The organism is Kitasatospora sp. NPDC058115, from assembly GCF_042884635.1.
Taxonomy (GTDB): Bacteria; Actinomycetota; Actinomycetes; order Streptomycetales; family Streptomycetaceae; genus Kitasatospora.
In genome coordinates, this window is sequence record NZ_JBHVTL010000004.1 from 219,853 (window position 1) to 236,071 (window position 16,219).

General features: G+C 72.2%; 15 protein-coding genes. 7 read left to right on the forward strand and 8 right to left on the reverse strand.

Annotated features, from left to right (window positions below):
* Positions 1 to 55: 55 nt before the first annotated feature.
* Together ACFVVL_RS06065 and ACFVVL_RS06070 are read left to right on the forward strand one after the other, a co-directional pair.
* Positions 56 to 1,057 carry a glycosyltransferase family 2 protein gene (locus tag ACFVVL_RS06065; RefSeq protein WP_380291458.1) on the forward strand — a complete coding sequence of 334 codons (1,002 nt, stop codon included), beginning with the start codon at positions 56 to 58 and terminating at the stop codon, positions 1,055 to 1,057.
* A gap of 72 nt (positions 1,058 to 1,129) precedes the next feature.
* Positions 1,130 to 2,098: a YihY/virulence factor BrkB family protein gene (locus tag ACFVVL_RS06070; RefSeq protein WP_387671616.1), complete on the forward strand. Its 969-nt coding sequence runs from the start codon at positions 1,130 to 1,132 to the stop codon at positions 2,096 to 2,098.
* Positions 2,099 to 2,114: 16 nt separating this feature from the next.
* Here the strand turns inward: ACFVVL_RS06070 and ACFVVL_RS06075 are convergent, their stop codons facing one another.
* Positions 2,115 to 3,329: a D-alanyl-D-alanine carboxypeptidase family protein gene (locus tag ACFVVL_RS06075; protein WP_380291462.1), complete on the reverse strand. Its 1,215-nt coding sequence runs from the start codon at positions 3,327 to 3,329 to the stop codon at positions 2,115 to 2,117.
* Positions 3,330 to 3,475: 146 nt separating this feature from the next.
* On the opposite strand from ACFVVL_RS06075, the gene ACFVVL_RS06080 reads away from it, so the two are divergent.
* On the forward strand, positions 3,476 to 3,733 hold the full coding sequence (locus ACFVVL_RS06080) for an SCO4848 family membrane protein (protein ID WP_380291463.1): 258 nt from the start codon (positions 3,476 to 3,478) through the stop codon (positions 3,731 to 3,733).
* An 89-nt stretch (positions 3,734 to 3,822) separates the two neighbouring features.
* Here the strand turns inward: ACFVVL_RS06080 and ACFVVL_RS06085 are convergent, their stop codons facing one another.
* The 4 genes from ACFVVL_RS06085 to sdhC are packed head-to-tail and all read right to left on the reverse strand — an operon-like array spanning position 3,823 to position 7,258.
* A complete protein-coding gene (locus ACFVVL_RS06085; protein WP_344343381.1) occupies positions 3,823 to 4,596 on the reverse strand; it encodes a succinate dehydrogenase iron-sulfur subunit in 774 nt (257 codons plus the stop codon).
* Positions 4,596 to 6,338 carry a succinate dehydrogenase flavoprotein subunit gene (gene sdhA / locus ACFVVL_RS06090; protein WP_387671618.1) on the reverse strand — a complete coding sequence of 581 codons (1,743 nt, stop codon included), beginning with the start codon at positions 6,336 to 6,338 and terminating at the stop codon, positions 4,596 to 4,598. Before sdhA ends, ACFVVL_RS06085 begins: the two co-directional genes overlap by 1 nt.
* 39 nt (positions 6,339 to 6,377) lie before the next feature.
* Positions 6,378 to 6,869 carry a succinate dehydrogenase hydrophobic membrane anchor subunit gene (locus ACFVVL_RS06095; RefSeq protein ID WP_030300556.1) on the reverse strand — a complete coding sequence of 164 codons (492 nt, stop codon included), beginning with the start codon at positions 6,867 to 6,869 and terminating at the stop codon, positions 6,378 to 6,380.
* 8 nt (positions 6,870 to 6,877) lie between these two features.
* Complete coding sequence (gene sdhC / locus ACFVVL_RS06100; RefSeq protein ID WP_093861779.1) at positions 6,878 to 7,258, reverse strand: succinate dehydrogenase, cytochrome b556 subunit; 381 nt, start codon at positions 7,256 to 7,258, stop codon at positions 6,878 to 6,880.
* 266 nt (positions 7,259 to 7,524) lie between these two features.
* On the opposite strand from sdhC, the gene ACFVVL_RS06105 reads away from it, so the two are divergent.
* A complete protein-coding gene (locus tag ACFVVL_RS06105) occupies positions 7,525 to 8,313 on the forward strand; it encodes a hypothetical protein (RefSeq protein WP_380291465.1) in 789 nt (262 codons plus the stop codon).
* 11 nt (positions 8,314 to 8,324) lie between these two features.
* Here ACFVVL_RS06105 and ACFVVL_RS06110 read toward each other — a convergent pair whose 3' ends face one another.
* The 3 genes from ACFVVL_RS06110 to ACFVVL_RS06120 form a co-directional block, all read right to left on the reverse strand.
* On the reverse strand, positions 8,325 to 8,975 hold the full coding sequence (locus ACFVVL_RS06110) for a 2-oxo-4-hydroxy-4-carboxy-5-ureidoimidazoline decarboxylase (protein WP_387671621.1): 651 nt from the start codon (positions 8,973 to 8,975) through the stop codon (positions 8,325 to 8,327).
* A gap of 154 nt (positions 8,976 to 9,129) precedes the next feature.
* On the reverse strand, positions 9,130 to 10,800 hold the full coding sequence (locus tag ACFVVL_RS06115; protein ID WP_387671623.1) for an alpha/beta hydrolase: 1,671 nt from the start codon (positions 10,798 to 10,800) through the stop codon (positions 9,130 to 9,132).
* 100 nt (positions 10,801 to 10,900) lie between these two features.
* Complete coding sequence (locus ACFVVL_RS06120; RefSeq protein WP_380291470.1) at positions 10,901 to 11,644, reverse strand: SDR family oxidoreductase; 744 nt, start codon at positions 11,642 to 11,644, stop codon at positions 10,901 to 10,903.
* Positions 11,645 to 11,748: 104 nt separating this feature from the next.
* Between ACFVVL_RS06120 and ACFVVL_RS06125 the strand changes: the two genes are divergently transcribed.
* The 3 genes from ACFVVL_RS06125 to ACFVVL_RS06135 all read left to right on the forward strand — a co-directional run bounded on the left by ACFVVL_RS06125 (position 11,749) and on the right by ACFVVL_RS06135 (position 16,197).
* Positions 11,749 to 13,377, forward strand: a complete 1,629-nt coding sequence (locus ACFVVL_RS06125) for a methylmalonyl-CoA mutase (RefSeq protein ID WP_387671625.1) — start codon at positions 11,749 to 11,751, stop codon at positions 13,375 to 13,377.
* Positions 13,378 to 13,609: 232 nt separating this feature from the next.
* Positions 13,610 to 14,863, forward strand: coding sequence for an amidohydrolase (locus ACFVVL_RS06130; protein WP_387671627.1), 1,254 nt, complete (start codon positions 13,610 to 13,612; stop codon positions 14,861 to 14,863).
* A 269-nt stretch (positions 14,864 to 15,132) separates the two neighbouring features.
* Positions 15,133 to 16,197, forward strand: a complete 1,065-nt coding sequence (locus ACFVVL_RS06135; protein ID WP_380291476.1) for a BMP family protein — start codon at positions 15,133 to 15,135, stop codon at positions 16,195 to 16,197.
* Positions 16,198 to 16,219 lie beyond the last annotated feature (22 nt).

Below are 16,219 nucleotides of genomic sequence, written 5' to 3' on the forward strand. Positions count from 1 at the left end.
CCGGCCCGCGGACCCCCGGGGCCCCCGGTCGTCCCGCCCCACTACCCTGGGGCCCATGCCCCGCTTCAGCGTGATCGTCCCGGTATACGGCGTCGAGGAGTACCTCCCCGAGTGCCTCGCCTCGGTGCTCGGCCAGGACGGCCCGGACTTCGAGCTGATCGCGGTGGACGACCGCTCCCCGGACGGCTGCGGCGCCCTGCTCGACGGGGCCGCCGCCCGCGACGCCCGGGTGCGGGTGCTGCACCTGCCGGAGAACGTCGGCCTCGGCCGGGCCCGCAACGCCGGCCTGGAGGTCGCCACCGGCGACTACGTGCTCTTCCTGGACAGCGACGACACCCTGACGCCCGGTCTGCTCGCGGCGGTGGACGACCGGCTCGCGGCCGGCGGCGACCCGGACGTCCTGGTCTACGACTACGCCCGCACCTACGCCGACGGCCGGGTCGTGCGGGCCGCCTCCGCGAAGGTCTTCGGCGCCCCGTCCCGGGACGTCTTCGGCCTCACCGACCGCCCCGACCTGCTCGAACTGCTCCAGGTGGTCTGGAACAAGGCCTACCGCCGCGACTTCGTCACCGCCCAGGGCCTGACCTTCCCGGCCGGTTACTACGAGGACACCCCCTGGACGTACCCGGCGCTGCTCGCGGCCCGGAGCATCACCCTGCTCGACCGGGTCGGCGTCCACTACCGCCAGCGCCAGGAGGGCGGCAACATCCTGGCCACGGCCAGCCGCAAGCACTTCGACGTCTTCGGCCAGTACGACCTGGTCTTCGCGTTCCTCGACGGCCGCCCCGACCTGGAGCGCTGGCGCCCGGTGGTCTACGGCCGGATGCTGCACCACCTCAACACCGTGGTCTCCCGGCCGGGCCGGGTCCCGCCCGGCGACCGCCGGGAGTTCTTCCGCCGCGCCGCCGAGCACTGCGCCCGGCTGCGCCCGGCCGGCTACCGGCCGTCCGGCGGGGTGGCGGGGCTGCGCACCGAACTGCTCGGCCACGGCCGGTACACCGCCTACCAGGCGGTCCGGGCGCTGGCCCGGGCCCGGCGGATGGTCCGCCGCCCCTGAGGGGGAGGGCCCGTCGGGCCGGCCCGGCCGAGCCTGACGGCTGTTCGGGGGATGCCCGGGTATAACCGGACGGTGGACTTCCTGACCCGTCTTCCGGTGATCGGCCCGCTCGTCGCGCGGGTGCTGCGCAGCCGCCCGTACCGCGCCTACGAGCACTTCACCGCGCTGCGCGGCAACCGGCTGGCCGGCGCGGTCACCTTCTTCGGCTTCCTCGCGCTCTTCCCGCTGCTGACGGTCGCGCTGGCGATCGCCGTCGCGACCCTCAGCGACAGCCGGGTCGAGGACATCCAGCACCGCATCTCCGATCAGCTGCCCGGCATCTCGGACGCCCTCAACCTGCCCTCGCTGGTGGCCAACGCGGGTGCGGTCGGGCTGGTCAGCGGGGTGCTGCTGGTGCTGTCCGGGCTCGGCTGGGTGGACACCATGCGGACCTCGATCCGGGACCTGTGGCAGTTGCCCGACGAGGAGGGCAACCCGCTGCTGCGCAAGGCCTGGGACTTCGTGGTGCTCGGCGGCCTGGGCGCGGTCTCGCTGGTCTCGCTCGGCGCCTCGGCGGCCGGGACGACGCTGGCGGGCCGGATCGCCGACTGGGCGGGCCTGGGCTCCGCCGGTCACCTGCTCACCGCGGCCGGCCTGCTGATCGCGGTGGCCTCGGACATGCTGCTCTTCGCCTACCTGCTGGCACCGTTCCCGCGGATCGGCCACCAGCACCGGCGGGACGTCCTCCAGGCGGCGCTGATCGGCGCGGTCGGCTTCGAGCTGCTGAAGATCCTGCTCTCCTCGTACCTCGGCTCGGTCGCCGGGCGCAGCCTCTACGGCGCCTTCGGCGTGCCGGTGGCGCTGCTGCTCTGGATCAACTTCGTCTGCCGGCTGCTGATGTTCTGCGTGGCCTGGACCGCGACCGCGGACCCGGAGACCGCCCGGGAGCGGGCCCGGGAGCGCGCCCGGGCCATGGTCGAGGCCGCCGACCGGGAGGCCGGCGAGGCGGACGACGCGCCCGGGGCCCGGGACACGACGCGGGCCCGGCCCCAGGAGGACTGAGACCGGGCCCCCGGGGTCAGCGGGCGGCGCGTCGGCGGCCGAGCAGCAGCAGGGCGCCCGCGCCGCCCGCCGCCAGGGCCAGCCCGACGGCGACCCAGCCGGCCGGCCCGGGCCCGCCGTCGTCCCCGTCCGCGGTGTCGGTGGTGGCCGGGGCGGCGTCGGTGGTGGCCGTGGGCGTGGGGTGCGGCGGCGGGGCGGGCGCCCCGGCGGTGCCGCCGGCCTGGCCGGTCGGCGCCGAGGTGACGCTCTCGCCCTCCTCGACCAGCTTGCCGACCGGGGTGACCTTGCCGGCTGCCGCGAAGCCCCAGTCCAGCAGCGCGGCCGTCTCGTCGTACACCTTCTGGTAGCTGGACGGGTGCATGACCGTCACCAGCAGGGTGCGCCCGCCGCGTTCGGCGGCGCCGACGAAGGTGGAGCCGGCGTTGGTGGTGAAACCGTTCTTCACGCCGATCAGGCCGGGGTACTTGCCGAGCAGGCGGTCGGTGTTGGCGATCCCGAAGCTGCCGCGCTGCCCGGTGTTCTTGTCCACCGCGCCGGGGAACATCGCGTCGCGGGTCGCGCAGTACGCCCGGAAGTCCGGGTTGCGCAGCCCCGCCCGGGCGAACAGCGTGAGGTCGTAGGCCGAGGAGACCTGGCCGTCGGAGTCGTAACCGTCCGGCGAGACCACCTTGGTGTCCCGGGCCTGGAGCGCCTCGGCCCGCGCCTGCATCTCGGTGACGGTCTGCTGCACCCCGCCGTTCATGTGCGCGAGGACGTGCACCGCGTCGTTCCCCGAGCTCAGGAAGACCCCGCGCCAGAGGTCCTCGACCTTGTAGTCGAGGTCCTCCTTGATGCCGACCAGGCTGCTGCCCGCACCGATTCCCTGGATCTCCTCGGGCGCCACCCGGTGCACGGTGTTGCGGTCGAACTTGGGCAGCACGGTGTCCGCGAAGAGGATCTTCAGGGTGGACGCGGGGGCGAGCCGCAGGTGCGGATTGCCGGCCGCCAGCACCTCTCCCGACGTCGCGTCGGCCACGATCCAGGACTGTCCGGTGAGGTCGCCCGGCAGCGCCGGGGCGCCCGCCAGCGGATTGACCTGGACCCCGGGCAGTCCCAGCCGCTCCCCGCCGATCACGGCCGGCGGGGGCGGCGGCTCGAACGGGGCCGCGACGGCCGCCGGGGCGGCGATCAGGAGCGGGAGCGCCGCGGCGGGCGCGGCGAGCAGACGTGCGAGCTTCGAGCAAGTGGGCACCAGCAGACGGTACCCAGTCCGGGCCCCCGCCGTCCGCCCGGTTGCCCCGCCGGACCGCAAGGAGGGCCCCACCGTACGCCGAACGGACGCCCCGCATACTGGGAGGGCACACCGTCTTCACCTCCCCGCCGCACCGAGGACCCCCCATGAAGCTCAGCCGCCGCACCTCCTGGTTCCTGACCGCCTTCGGCGTCTGGTCCATGATCATCTGGACCACCTTCGTCAAGAACCTCTGGAAGGACTCCGGCGGCCAGGCCTTCACCGGCGGCGACCACTCCCAGCCGACCGCCTTCTTCTGGGTCCACCTCCTGCTCGCCGTGACCTCCTTCGTCCTCGGCGTCGCGATCGGCGGCATCGGCGTCCGCGGCCTGCGCGCGACCCGGCGGGAGACCGCCGCCGGCTGACGCGCCCGCCCCGGCGGCCCGCGCCGGACAGCCCGAAGGCCCCCGTCCGCAGCGGACGGGGGCCTTCGTCGTACGGGGCTGCTCCGGGATCAGAAGCGGCGGGTCACCAGGGCCCGCTTCACTTCCTGGATCGCCTTGGTGACCTCGATGCCACGCGGGCAGGCCTCCGAGCAGTTGAAGGTGGTCCGGCAGCGCCAGACGCCCTCACGGTCGTTCAGGATCTCCAGACGCTGCTCCGCACCCTCGTCGCGCGAGTCGAAGATGAAGCGGTGGGCGTTGACGATCGCGGCCGGGCCGAAGTACTGGCCGTCGTTCCAGAACACCGGGCAGGACGACGTGCACGCGGCGCACAGGATGCACTTGGTGGTGTCGTCGAACCGCTCGCGGTCCTCGGCGGACTGCAGGCGCTCGCGGGTCGGGTCGTTCCCCTTGGTGATGAGGAACGGCATGACGTCCTTGTACGCCTGGAAGAACGGGTCCATGTCCACGACCAGGTCCTTGAGGACCGTCAGGCCCTTGATGGCCTCGATCGTGATCGGCTTCTCCGGGTTGACGTCCTTGATCAGGGTCTTGCACGCCAGCCGGTTGCGGCCGTTGATCCGCATCGCGTCGGAGCCGCAGATGCCGTGGGCGCAGGAACGGCGGTAGGTGAGGGTGCCGTCCTGCTCCCACTTGATCGTGTTGAGCGCGTCCAGGACGCGCTCCTTCGGGTCCATCTCCAGCTGGTAGTCGACCCACACCGGCTCCGGGTGCTCCTCCGGGTTGAACCGGCGGATCCGGAAGGTGACGGTGATCAGCTTGGTGCCACCGGCCTCGACCGCGTCCAGAGCGGCCGAGTGCTTCTCCACGGTCGGAGTGCTCATCAGTACTTACGCTCCATCGGCTGGTAGCGGGTCTGCACGACCGGCTTGTAGTCAAGGCGGATGGAGGTGCTGCCGTCCTCGGCGACCTCCTGGTACGCCATGGTGTGCTGCATGAACTTCACGTCGTCACGGGTCGGGAAGTCCTCGCGGTAGTGACCGCCGCGCGACTCCTCGCGGGCGAGCGCGGAGACCGCCAGGACCTCGGCCAGGTCGAGCAGGTTGCCGAGCTCGATGGCCTCCAGCAGGTCCGTGTTGTAACGGAAGCCCTTGTCCTGGATCGAGACGTTCTTGTAGCGCTCCTTCAGCGCGGCGACGTCCTCGACGGCCTGCTTCAGGGTGGCGCCGGTGCGGTACACCATCGCGTTGGTGTCCATGGTCTCCTGCAGCTCCTTGCGGATCTGCGCCACGGACTCGGTGCCGGTGGCCTCGCGCAGGCCGTCGACCATGTTCTGGACCAGCTGCTCGGCGTTCTCCGGCAGCGGCACGAACTCGTTCGCCTCGGCGAACCCGGCGGCGGCGATGCCGGCGCGGCGGCCGAACACGTTGATGTCCAGCAGCGAGTTGGTGCCCAGGCGGTTGGCACCGTGCACGGACACGCAGGCGACCTCGCCGGCCGCGTACAGGCCCGGGACGACGTCGGTGTTGTTGCGCAGCACCTCACCCTCGACGTTGGTCGGGATGCCGCCCATGGCGTAGTGCGCGGTGGGCTGGATCGGGATCGGGTCCGTGTAGGGCTCGATGCCGAGGTAGGTGCGGGCGAACTCGGTGATGTCCGGGAGCTTGGCGTCCAGCTGCTCCGGCGGCAGGTGGGTGAGGTCCAGGTAGACGTGGTCGCCGTCCGGACCGCAGCCGCGGCCTTCGCGGATCTCGGTGTAGATCGCGCGGGAGCAGACGTCACGGGACGCGAGGTCCTTCATGACGGGGGCGTAGCGCTCCATGAAGCGCTCGCCGTCCTTGTTGCGCAGGATGCCGCCCTCGCCGCGGGCGCCCTCGGTGAGCAGGATGCCCATCCGCCAGATGCCCGTCGGGTGGAACTGGAAGAACTCCATGTCCTCCAGCGGCAGGCCGCGGCGGTAGGCCACCGCCTGGCCGTCACCGGTGAGGGTGTGGGCGTTCGAGGAGACCTTGAACATCTTGCCGGTGCCGCCGGAGGCGAACACGACGGCCTTGGCCTGGAAGACGTGGATCTCGCCGGTGGCCAGCTCGTAGGCGACGACGCCGGCCGTGCGGCCCTCGTTGATGAGCAGGTCGAGGACGTAGAACTCGTTGAAGAACTCGACGCCGTGCTTGACGCAGTTCTGGAACAGCGTCTGCAGGATCATGTGGCCGGTGCGGTCGGCCGCGTAGCAGGAACGGCGGACCGGGGCCTCGCCGTGGTTGCGGGAGTGGCCGCCGAAGCGGCGCTGGTCGATCCGGCCCTGCTCGGTCCGGGAGAAGGGCAGGCCCATCTTCTCCAGGTCGAGGACGGCGTCGATGGCCTCCTTGCACATGATCTCGGCGGCGTCCTGGTCGACCAGGTAGTCACCACCCTTGACCGTGTCGAAGGTGTGCCACTCCCAGTTGTCCTCCTCGACGTTGGCGAGGGCGGCGCACATGCCGCCCTGGGCCGCGCCGGTGTGGGACCGGGTGGGGTAGAGCTTGGTCAGGACGGCGGTGCGGCTGCGCTGCGTCGACTCGATGGCGGCGCGCATGCCGGCGCCGCCGGCGCCGACGATGACGGTGTCGTACTGGTGAATCTGCATGGGGGTTCTAACTCGCCTCTGGCCTCTGTCGATGTCCGATTAGATGTTCGGGTCGAAGGTGAAGATCACCAGGGTTCCGAGCAGCACGGTGAAGACCGTGGCGGTACCCATGAGGCCCTTCAGCCAGAGCCGGGTGGAGTCCTTCTCGGCGTAGTCGTTGATGACCTGGCGCATGCCGTTGGCGCCGTGCAGCATGGCCAGCCAGAGCATGGTGAGGTCCCAGACCTGCCAGAACGGCGAGGCCCAGCGGCCGGCCACGAAGGCGAAGCCGATCTTGGAGACGCCGCCGTCGAGCACCAGCATGATCAGCAGGTGGCCGAGGATCAGCACCACCAGGACGATGCCGGACAGGCGCATGAACAGCCACGCCAGCATCTCGAAGTTGGTGCGGGTGCGGCGCGGGGTCTTCTTGGTCCGCTGGCGGGCCGGCTCGATCACGAAGGCGTCGGCCGGGTTCCCGGTGCCGAGGCCCTTGCCGGTGTGCGCCTGCGCGGAGGGGACCACCACAGCGTCGGAGATTTCCGTGGACATGTCTCAGATCACTTCCCGAACCAGGAGGTCAGCGTGTGCTGCAGGATCGGGTAGAAGGCGCCGGCCATCAGGACGACCCAGACTCCGACCACGGACCAGAGCATCTGCTTCTGGTACTTCGGGCCCTTCGACCAGAAGTCGACGGCGACGACGCGCAGGCCGTTGAGGGCGTGGAACAGGATGGCGGCCACCAGGCCGTACTCCATCAGGTTCACGAGCGGCGTCTTGTACGTCTGGATGACGGTGTCGTACGCCTCGGGCGACACCCGCACCAGGGCGGTGTCCAGGACATGGGCGAACAGGAAGAAGAAGATGAGGACGCCGGTGACTCGATGAGCCACCCAGCTCCACATGCCTTCCCGGCCGCGGTACAGCGTTCCAGCCGGCACGGAAAAACCCTCCGGAAGCGATTGGGGGCTCGGCCGGCTTCGGTGTCGGTCAGCCCGGCCGGGTACGGTCCACCGGCCGCGAGCATCCTATCGACGCGCTGTCGGGAACCGCCTCCGGGGGCCCGAGGTGTGATCAAACAGGCACTTCTGGCCTAGCTGACCGGGAACCGCCGTGCGATTTGCGACACGGAGTGACGAATAGGTGGCGGAAAGTCGCGCTACGGTGGGCGACCCCCGTCCGCGCCGACACCCCCGCCGAGGCCCCCGTGCCGCATCCCGCTCCGCGCCCGCCCCGCCCCCTGCTGCTGTCCGCCGTCCTGCTCCTCGCCGCCGGCTGCGCCGCCCCCGCGGGCGGCTCGGCCGACCTGGCGTCCCCCGCCGCCGCGCCCCGCGAGCTCTCCGCCGCCGAGCTGCGGGCCGCCGCGGTGACCGACGCCGAGCTCGGGACCGGCTTCACCGTGACGGTGATCACCCCCGGCCACGGCGAGACCGGCCCGGACGGCGGCCGGGAGGCCGCCGACAAGCCGGTCTGCCAGCCGCTGCTGGACGCGGTGGCCCCGGCGGCCGCCGCCGCCCGGGCGGGCGCGTCGGCCTCCGCCGCGCCGGTGCCGGCGGTGCCCTACGCGGAGACCGATCTGAGCGTGGCACTGGCCGCCGACCCGGCGGGCAGCCTCTACGGGGGGCTGCTCGGCTACCGGGGCGACCGGGCGGCCCGGCTGCAGGAGGAGCTGGAGGGGCTTTTCGGCCCGTGCGCGGAGTTCCTCTCCACGGCCCCGCCGCCCCCGGCGGAGAAGGGCCGGGGCGTGACCCGCACCGCGCACCGGCTGAACCGCAACGACACGCCCACGCCCGAGGGAGCCGACGCGGCGACGGGTTTCACCCTGACGAATGAATCGGGCTCGGTGGTGCTCGCGCAGCGCGCCGTCCTGGCGAGGGTCGGCCCGGCCCTGGTGGTGTTCAGCACGGTGGGCGTCGGCGCCGAGCCGGCCCCCGCGCCGGACGAGCGGGTCGTCCGGCGGCAGGTGGCCAAGCTGCGTGCGGCCCAGCGGGGCTGAGCGCTCCCGGTTCAGCGGGCCGCGGCCCGCGAATGGGTGGCGACCAGGTGCTCCAGGCGGGTGAGGGCGATCCGGCGCAGCTCGTCGGCGGCGACCAGGCGCTCCTCGTCGGGATCGTTGGCGAGACGGGTGCGGATCGAACCGAGGACGGCGTCGAGCATCTCCTCGGGGTCGATGCCCTCCAGGCAGACCACGAAGACGTGGCCGTACCGGGCCTCGTACGCGGCGTGCGCCGCCCGCAGGGCGGTGTGCGCCGCCTGGCTGCCGGGTGCGCGCATGCCGAGGAGCGGCTGCGGCATCCAGCTCTCGTCCGCCAGCGCCTCGGCCAGGTCGGCCGGACGCAGGTCGTACGAGGCCTCGCTGGCGGCGGCGAGCAGGGACTCTATGTCGGGGTAGGGCCGGTGCGCGGTGAGCCGCAGGGCCCAGCGGTGGCTGCCGCAGCAGGCCAGGAGGGCTTCCTCGGCGGCTCCGGCGTCGGCCTCGTTGAACCGGTGCAGCCCGAGGAGGGTCGGCTCGTCCCGGGGATCGAGCCTCGGTGACGGGATGTCGCTGGCCAGCGGGTCCTCCTCGTGAGGGCGGGAAGGTGCCGGTGATGGGGGCGGTGGGAGTGGTGGATGACGCGGCGGTGAAGCCCGGTGAAGTACGAGGCTGCGGAACGGCATCCAATGCCCGTCCGGCTGTGGCTCAAAGGTAGTTGAGCGCTCATCAGTTGGGGAGGGCGCGCGCGGATTTCATCCGAACGAGCTATCAAGTTGTGACGTTGACACCCCGGTGTCAGCGCCCTCCCCGTCGTCACCGGCTACGCCGCGCGACGCGTCACTCGCACTTCGTCCCGGCGGCCGGCAGCGTGCCCTCGGTGAGGTACGCGGCGTAGGCGGCGTCGATGCAGCCGTTGCCCGAGCCGAAGGCGCCGTGGCCCTCGCCGACCCGGGTGAGCAAGGTGGCGTTGGCGAAGCCCTTGGCCAGCGACTCGGCGGCCGCGTACGGGGTGGCCGGGTCACCGGTGGTGCCGACCACCAGGATCGGGGCGGCGCCCTCGGCCCGGACGGTGTGCGGCTTCTCGGGGGTCTTGAACGGCCAGTTGACGCAGGAGCCCTCGCTGAAGTCCTCGACGGTGACGTCCTTGGCGAGCAGCGGCGCCTCCTGCTGGAGCTTCTGCACCGCCTGCTGCGCCGCCTCGGCGGACGGCGCGGGGGAGGCGCCGTCGGCGCAGCGGATCGCGACCAGGGCCTCCGACTCGGGGGAGTAGTGGCCCTTCTCGTCCCGGCCGTTGTACATGTCGGCGAAGCCGAGCAGGCCGTCGCCCTGGCCGGCCTTCATCGCCAGCGCCAGCGACATCCGCAGGTACTGCCACATGGTCTTCTCGTCGCCGTAGAGCAGGGCGGTGACGCCGGTCCAGCCCGTTCCGCTGCCGACCTTGCGGCCGTCCTTGGTGGGCAGGGGCTTGTCGCGCAGCCCGTCGAGGAAGTCGGCGGCCTTCTTGGCGGCCTTGTCCTTGCTCTTGCCGAGCGGGCACTCGTCGGCGTGGTTCTCGACGCAGTCCACGGCGAAGCGCTCGAAGGACTTCTCGAAGCCGATGATCTGGTTGACGCTCTTGTCCAGCCCCTGCTCGGCGGGGTCGACGGCGCCGTCGAGGATCAGCCGGCCGACGTTCTTCGGGAACTCCTCGGCGTAGAGCGCGCCGAGGTAGGTGCCGTAGGAGATGCCGAGGTAGTTGAGCTTCTGGTCGCCGACGGCGGCGCGCAGCACGTCCAGGTCGCGGGCGGTGCTGCGGGTGCCGACGAAGGGCAGCAGCTTGCCGGACCTGGCCTGGCAGGCGGCGATGAAATCGGCGGCGTTCTTCTCCGCCCGGGCCTTGGCCGCAGCCGGGTCGAGCGGGCTGTCCTCGGCGTTGAGCGCGTCGCGCTGCTTGTCGTCCAGGCAGGTGACCGGGGAGCTCTCCCCGGTGCCGCGCGGGTCGAAGCCGATCACGTCGAAGCGGTTGTGCAGGGTGCCCTCGAACTGCGTCTCGCCGTACTTGACGGTCTCCACGCCGGAGGCGCCGGGACCGCCGGGGTTGATCACCAGCGAGCCGAGCTTCTGGTCCTGCTTGGCGGCCGGGTTCTTGATCAGCGCGAGGTCGATCGCCTCGCCCGCCGGGTCGGCGTAGTCGAGCGGGACGTGCAGCTTGCCGCACTTCATCAGGGAGAGGTCGATCTTCTGCTCGGCGGCCTTGGCGTCCGGCGGGCAGGCGGCCCAGGCGATCTGCTGGCCGTAGAACGGCTTGAGCGCCGGGTCGTCGGCGCCGGTGGGCTTCACCGTCGGGGTGGGCGTGGGCGTCGCGGTCGGGGTCGCGGCGGCGGTCTCGGCGGCGGCGCTCGACGGTGCGGGGGCGGCCTGCTCCTGAGCCGGCTTCTCGTCTCCTCCGCAGGCGGTCGCGAGGAGCAGGCTGCCGGCCGCGAAGGCGGCCAGCAGAAGGCGCGGGCGGGTGGCCCGGTGAGTGTTCATCGCACGTATGTACCACTCGCGGGTGACAGTTCGGATGCTGACCCCCCTGTCGCCCCACCGCCCGCGCCCTCCCGGACCGCGGTCCGGGCCTGGCGGCGCGTCAGAGCTCGCGGTGCACCTTGTGGTTGGCGGCCTGGGCGCGCGGGCGGACCACCAGCAGGTCGACGTTGACGTGCGACGGCCGGGTGACCGCCCAGGCGACGGTGTCGGCGATGTCCTCGGAGGTGAGCGGCTCGGCGACGCCCGCGTACACCGCGGCGGCCTTCTCCTCGTCGCCGCGGAACCGGGTCACCGCGAAGCCCTCGGACTTCACCATGCCCGGGGCGATCTCGATCACCCGGATCGGCTCCCCGCACAGCTCCAGGCGCAGCGTCGCGGCGATGGTGTGCGCCGCGTGCTTGGCCGCCACGTAACCGCCGCCGCCCTCGTACGCGGCCAGCGCGGCGGTCGAGGAGAGCACCAGGACGGTGCCGTCGCCGCTCGCCCGCAGGGCCGGCAGCAGCGCCTGGGTCATGTGCAGCACGCCGAGCACGTTGACCTGGTACATGGCCAGCCAGTCCGCCGGGTCCCCGGTCTCCACGCTCTCCGCGCCGATCGCCCCGCCGGCGTTGTTCACCAGCACGTCCACCCGGCCGATCGCCGCGGCGAAGGCGTCCACGGCGGCCCGGTCGGTGACGTCCAGGGTGTACGCCCGGCCGCCGGTCTCCTTCGCCAGCGCCTCGATCCGCTCGGTGCGGCGGGCGGTCAGCACCACCTCGAAGCCCTCGGCGGCCAGGCGGCGGGCCGTCGCCGCGCCGATCCCGCTGCTCGCACCGGTGACGACGGCCACCTTCTGCTCGGTCATTGCCACTCCTGAGATATCCCGGTCGGTTCGACCGATCATCTCAAGGCCTTCGGCGCTACATTGCGAGAGGAGTGGACCCGCCCGCCGACCCCGCGGAGGACCCCATGACCGCCGACCCGCCCGCCGGGCCGCCCCCCGGCCCGCGCCGCACCGAGTCCGGCTTCCCGTTCGCGCCGGTGTACGGCCCCGAGGCCCTGGCCGGCCGGACCCCGCAGGAGCGGCTGGGCCGCCCGGGGGAGTACCCGTTCACCCGGGGGATCCACCCGACCATGTACACCGGCCGGCCGTGGACGATGCGCCAGTACGCGGGCTTCGGCACCGCCGCCGAGTCCAACGCCCGCTACCGGCGGCTGATCGCCGGCGGCTCGACCGGCCTCTCGGTCGCCTTCGACCTGCCCACCCAGATGGGCTACGACTCGGACGCCCCGCTCGCCGCCGGCGAGGTCGGCCGGGTCGGCGTGGCGGTCGACAGCGTGGAGGACATGGCCGAGCTGTTCGCGGGCATCCCGCTCGGCGAGGTCTCCACCTCGATGACCATCAACGCCCCGGCCGCCGTGCTGCTGCTCCTCTACCAGCTGGTCGGCGAGGCCCAGGGGGTCGCGCCGGCCGGGCTCACCGGCACGGTGCAGAACGACGTGCTGAAGGAGTACATCGCCCGCGGGACGTACATCTTCCCGCCGCAGCCCTCGCTGCGGCTGGTCGCCGACCTCTTCCGGTACTGCCGGGCCGAGATCCCGCGCTGGAACACCATCTCGATCTCCGGCTACCACATGGCCGAGGCCGGGGCCACGCCCGCGCAGGAGATCGCCTTCACCCTGGCCGACGGCATCGCGTACGTGCGCGCCGCGCTGGCCGCCGGTCTGGCGGTGGACGACTTCGCGCCCCGCCTCTCCTTCTTCTTCGTGGCCCGCGCCACCCTGCTGGAGGAGGTCGCCAAGTTCCGCGCCGCCCGCCGGATCTGGGCCCGGGTGATGCGCGAGGAGTTCGGCGCCCGGGATCCGCGCTCGCAGCGGCTGCGCTTCCACACCCAGACCGCGGGCGTCCAACTGACCGCCCAGCAGCCCGAGGTGAACCTGGTCCGGGTCACGGTGCAGGCGCTCGCGGCGGTGCTCGGCGGCACCCAGTCGCTGCACACCAACTCCTTCGACGAGGCGCTGGCGCTGCCCACCGAGAAGGCCGCCCGGCTCGCCCTGCGCACCCAGCAGGTGCTCGCCCACGAGACCGACGTGACCGCCACCGTCGACCCGTTCGCCGGCTCCTACGCGGTGGAGGCGCTGACCGACGAGGTGGAGGCCGCGGCGCTCGGGCTGATGGCGCGGGTCGAGGACCTGGGCGGGGCGGTGGCGGCGATCGAGGCCGGCTACCAGAAGGCGGAGATCGAGCGCAGCGCCTACCGGATCCAGCGGGAGACCGAGGCGGGCACCCGCACCGTGGTCGGGGTCAACCGGTTCCGGCTCGGGCCGGGGGAGTTGGCGGCCGAGGAGCCGTACCGGCCGCTGCGGGTGGACCCGGCGATCGAGGCCCGGCAGGCCGGGCGGCTGGCCCGGCTGAGGGCGGCCCGGGACGGCGCCGCGGTGGGCCGGGCGCTGGACGCGCTGCGCCGGGTCGCCGGGGGGCGGGAGAACGTGTTGTACCCGATGCGCGAGGCGCTGGCCGCGCGGGCCACCGTCGGCGAGGTCTGCGACGCGCTGCGCGAGGTGTGGGGCCGGCACGTCCCGGTCGAACGCTTTTGAGCCAATGTGCGGGGCGCGCGGGGCCCGTGCGGAGCCGTCCGGGAGGCCGTCAACCGGCCGGTGGAGCCTGCCGTGACCTTGATCGTCGATGGTCGTTGCACAGAGCAGGCACCATGGGGAAGGCGGCTGAAACAAGATGTCATACCCACCAACGCGGCCGGTATGCGCCCATCCGGGGACTTCTTTGCGGGAAGTCGGGCCAAATCCCCCCAACAGGCCTACCCTTGTTGAGATGAACCGTCGTGAGTCCGCCCAGTCGGCCGTCACCCTCACCGCTGCCCGCCCCGCCGCCGGTCTCCGCGACCGGGTACGGGAGCTGGAGCCCGAGCTGATCGCCTTCCGGCGGGACCTGCACCGGCACCCGGAGCTGGGCCGCCAGGAGTTCCGAACCACCGGCCTGCTGCGCGACCGCCTGATCGCCGTAGGCCTCGCCCCCCGGATCCTTCCGGGCGGCACCGGAATGCTCGTCGACATCGTTCCCGAGTCCGCCCCGCGCGGCGCGGAGTTCCTCGCCTTCCGCGCCGACATCGACGCCCTGCCGATCGACGACGCCAAGACCGACGTCCCCTACCGTTCGAGCGTCCCCGGCCGGGCCCACGCCTGCGGTCACGACGTGCACACCTCGGTGGCGCTCGGCACCGCGCTGGTGCTCGCCGGGGCGGCCCGCTCCGGCGAGCTGCGGCGCCCGGTCCGGATGGTCTTCCAGCCCGCCGAGGAGGTCATGCCCGGCGGCGCGCTGGACGTGATCGCGGCCGGCGGGATGGAGGGCGTCGGCCGGATCTTCGCCGTGCACTGCGACCCCAAGGTGGAGGTGGGCCGGATCGGCCTGCGGGTCGGGGCGATCACCTCCGCCTGCGACCGCCTGGTGCTCCACCTGGACGGCCCCGGCGGCCACACCGCGCGCCCGCACCTGACCACCGACCTGGTCACCGCGGTCGCCCGCACCGCCGCCGAGCTGCCGGCCGCGCTGGCCCGCCGGATGGACCCGCGCTGGGGCGTCTCGCTGGTCTGGGGCCGGATCGCCGCGGGCTCCGCGCCCAACGTCATCCCGCAGCACGGGGAACTGGAGGGCACCGTCCGCTGCCTGGAGCTGGCCGGCTGGCGGGAGGCACCGGACCTGCTGCATGAGCTGATCGCCCGGCTCGCCGAGACCTACCGCGCGAAGTGGACGCTCGACTATCACCGGGGCGTGCCGCCGGTGGTCAACGAGGCGGTCTCGGTGGGGCTGCTGGAGGCCGGCATGACCGCGCGCTTCGGCCAGGACGGCGCGGAGGTGGTCGAGGACACCGAGCAGTCGCTCGGCGGGGAGGACTTCTCCTGGTACCTGGAGCACGCCCCCGGCGCGCTCGCCCGGCTCGGGGTGCGGGCCCCCGGCGACACCACCGTCCGCGACCTGCACCAGGGCCGCTTCGACGTGGACGAGCGCGCGATCGCGATCGGCGTCGAGCTCTTCACCGCGCTGGCCCTGGAGCCCGGCACGCTCTGACACCGGCACCGCCGCCGACCGGAAACCGGACACCTGTCGAAGGTGTCCGGTTTCGTCGTCGATGTCCTGATAATTCAGGTTCCGTACACGGGGGCGGACCGGCCCAAAGCACCCTTCGCGCAAGGGAAAGGGGCGTCGGGGCGGCCGTCAGACCACGGTTTGATAACAACCCGAATGCTCCGGCGGCCTGTAACACAACCGTGTTCTACGCGCGTTACGGTGGCGTCCGACCACGCTAAATCGGTTGCGTGTGAGAAGGAGAAACTCCCTTGCGCCGTTCCACTAAGCTCGCCGCGGTTGTGCTCTCGGGTTCCCTGGGCATCGCCTCGCTCGCCGCTTGCGGCGCAAAGAGCAACGACACCACCGCCTCCTCCGGCTCGTCCGAGGGCGGCCTGAAGGTCGGCATGGCCTACGACATCGGCGGCCGTGGCGACCAGTCCTTCAACGACTCCGCCGCCCGCGGCCTCGACGAGGCCAAGAGCAAGCTGGGTGTCGCGGTCACCGAGGCCGACGCCAAGACCGGCGAGGCGGAGGCCGACAAGGAGACCCGCCTCAAGAACCTGGTCTCCGCGGGTTACAACCCGATCATCGCGGTCGGCTTCGTCTACCAGCCGGCGGTCAACAAGATCGCCAAGGAGAACCCGAACGTCAAGTTCGCGATCATCGACTCCACCGACGCCGAGCAGCCCTCGAACGTCACCTCGCTGCTCTTCGCCGAGCAGGAGGGCTCCTACCTGGCCGGTGTCGCCGCCGCCAACAAGTCGAAGTCCAAGCACGTCGGCTTCATCGGTGGTGTGCAGTCCGAGCTGATCAAGAAGTTCGAGGCCGGCTACCGGGCGGGCGTCAAGTCCGTCGACCCGCAGATGCCGGTCGAGGTCACCTACCTGACCACCCCGCCGGACTTCACCGGCTTCGCCGCCCCCGACAAGGGCAAGGAAGCCGCGCAGGGCCAGCTCGACAAGGGCGCGGACGTCATCTACACGGCCGCCGGCTCCTCCGGCAACGGCGCCATCGAGGCCGTCGCCAACAAGCAGGGCGCGCTGGCCATCGGCGTCGACTCCGACCAGGCCTCCCAGCCGGCCCTGGCGAAGTACAAGAACAGCATCATGACCTCGATGGTCAAGAACGTCGACAAGGCGGTCTTCTCCTACATCGAGTCGGTCAAGAACGGCCAGCCCTTCACCGGTGTGAAGAACTTCGACCTCAAGGTCGACGGTGTCTCGCTCGCCACCACCGGCGGCAAGATCGACGACATCAAGGGCAAGCTCGACGAGGCCGCCAACGCCATCAAGAGCGGCCAGACCACCATCCCGACCGACCCGTCGAAGCTGTAAGGCTCCCGGGCTCGACCGGACG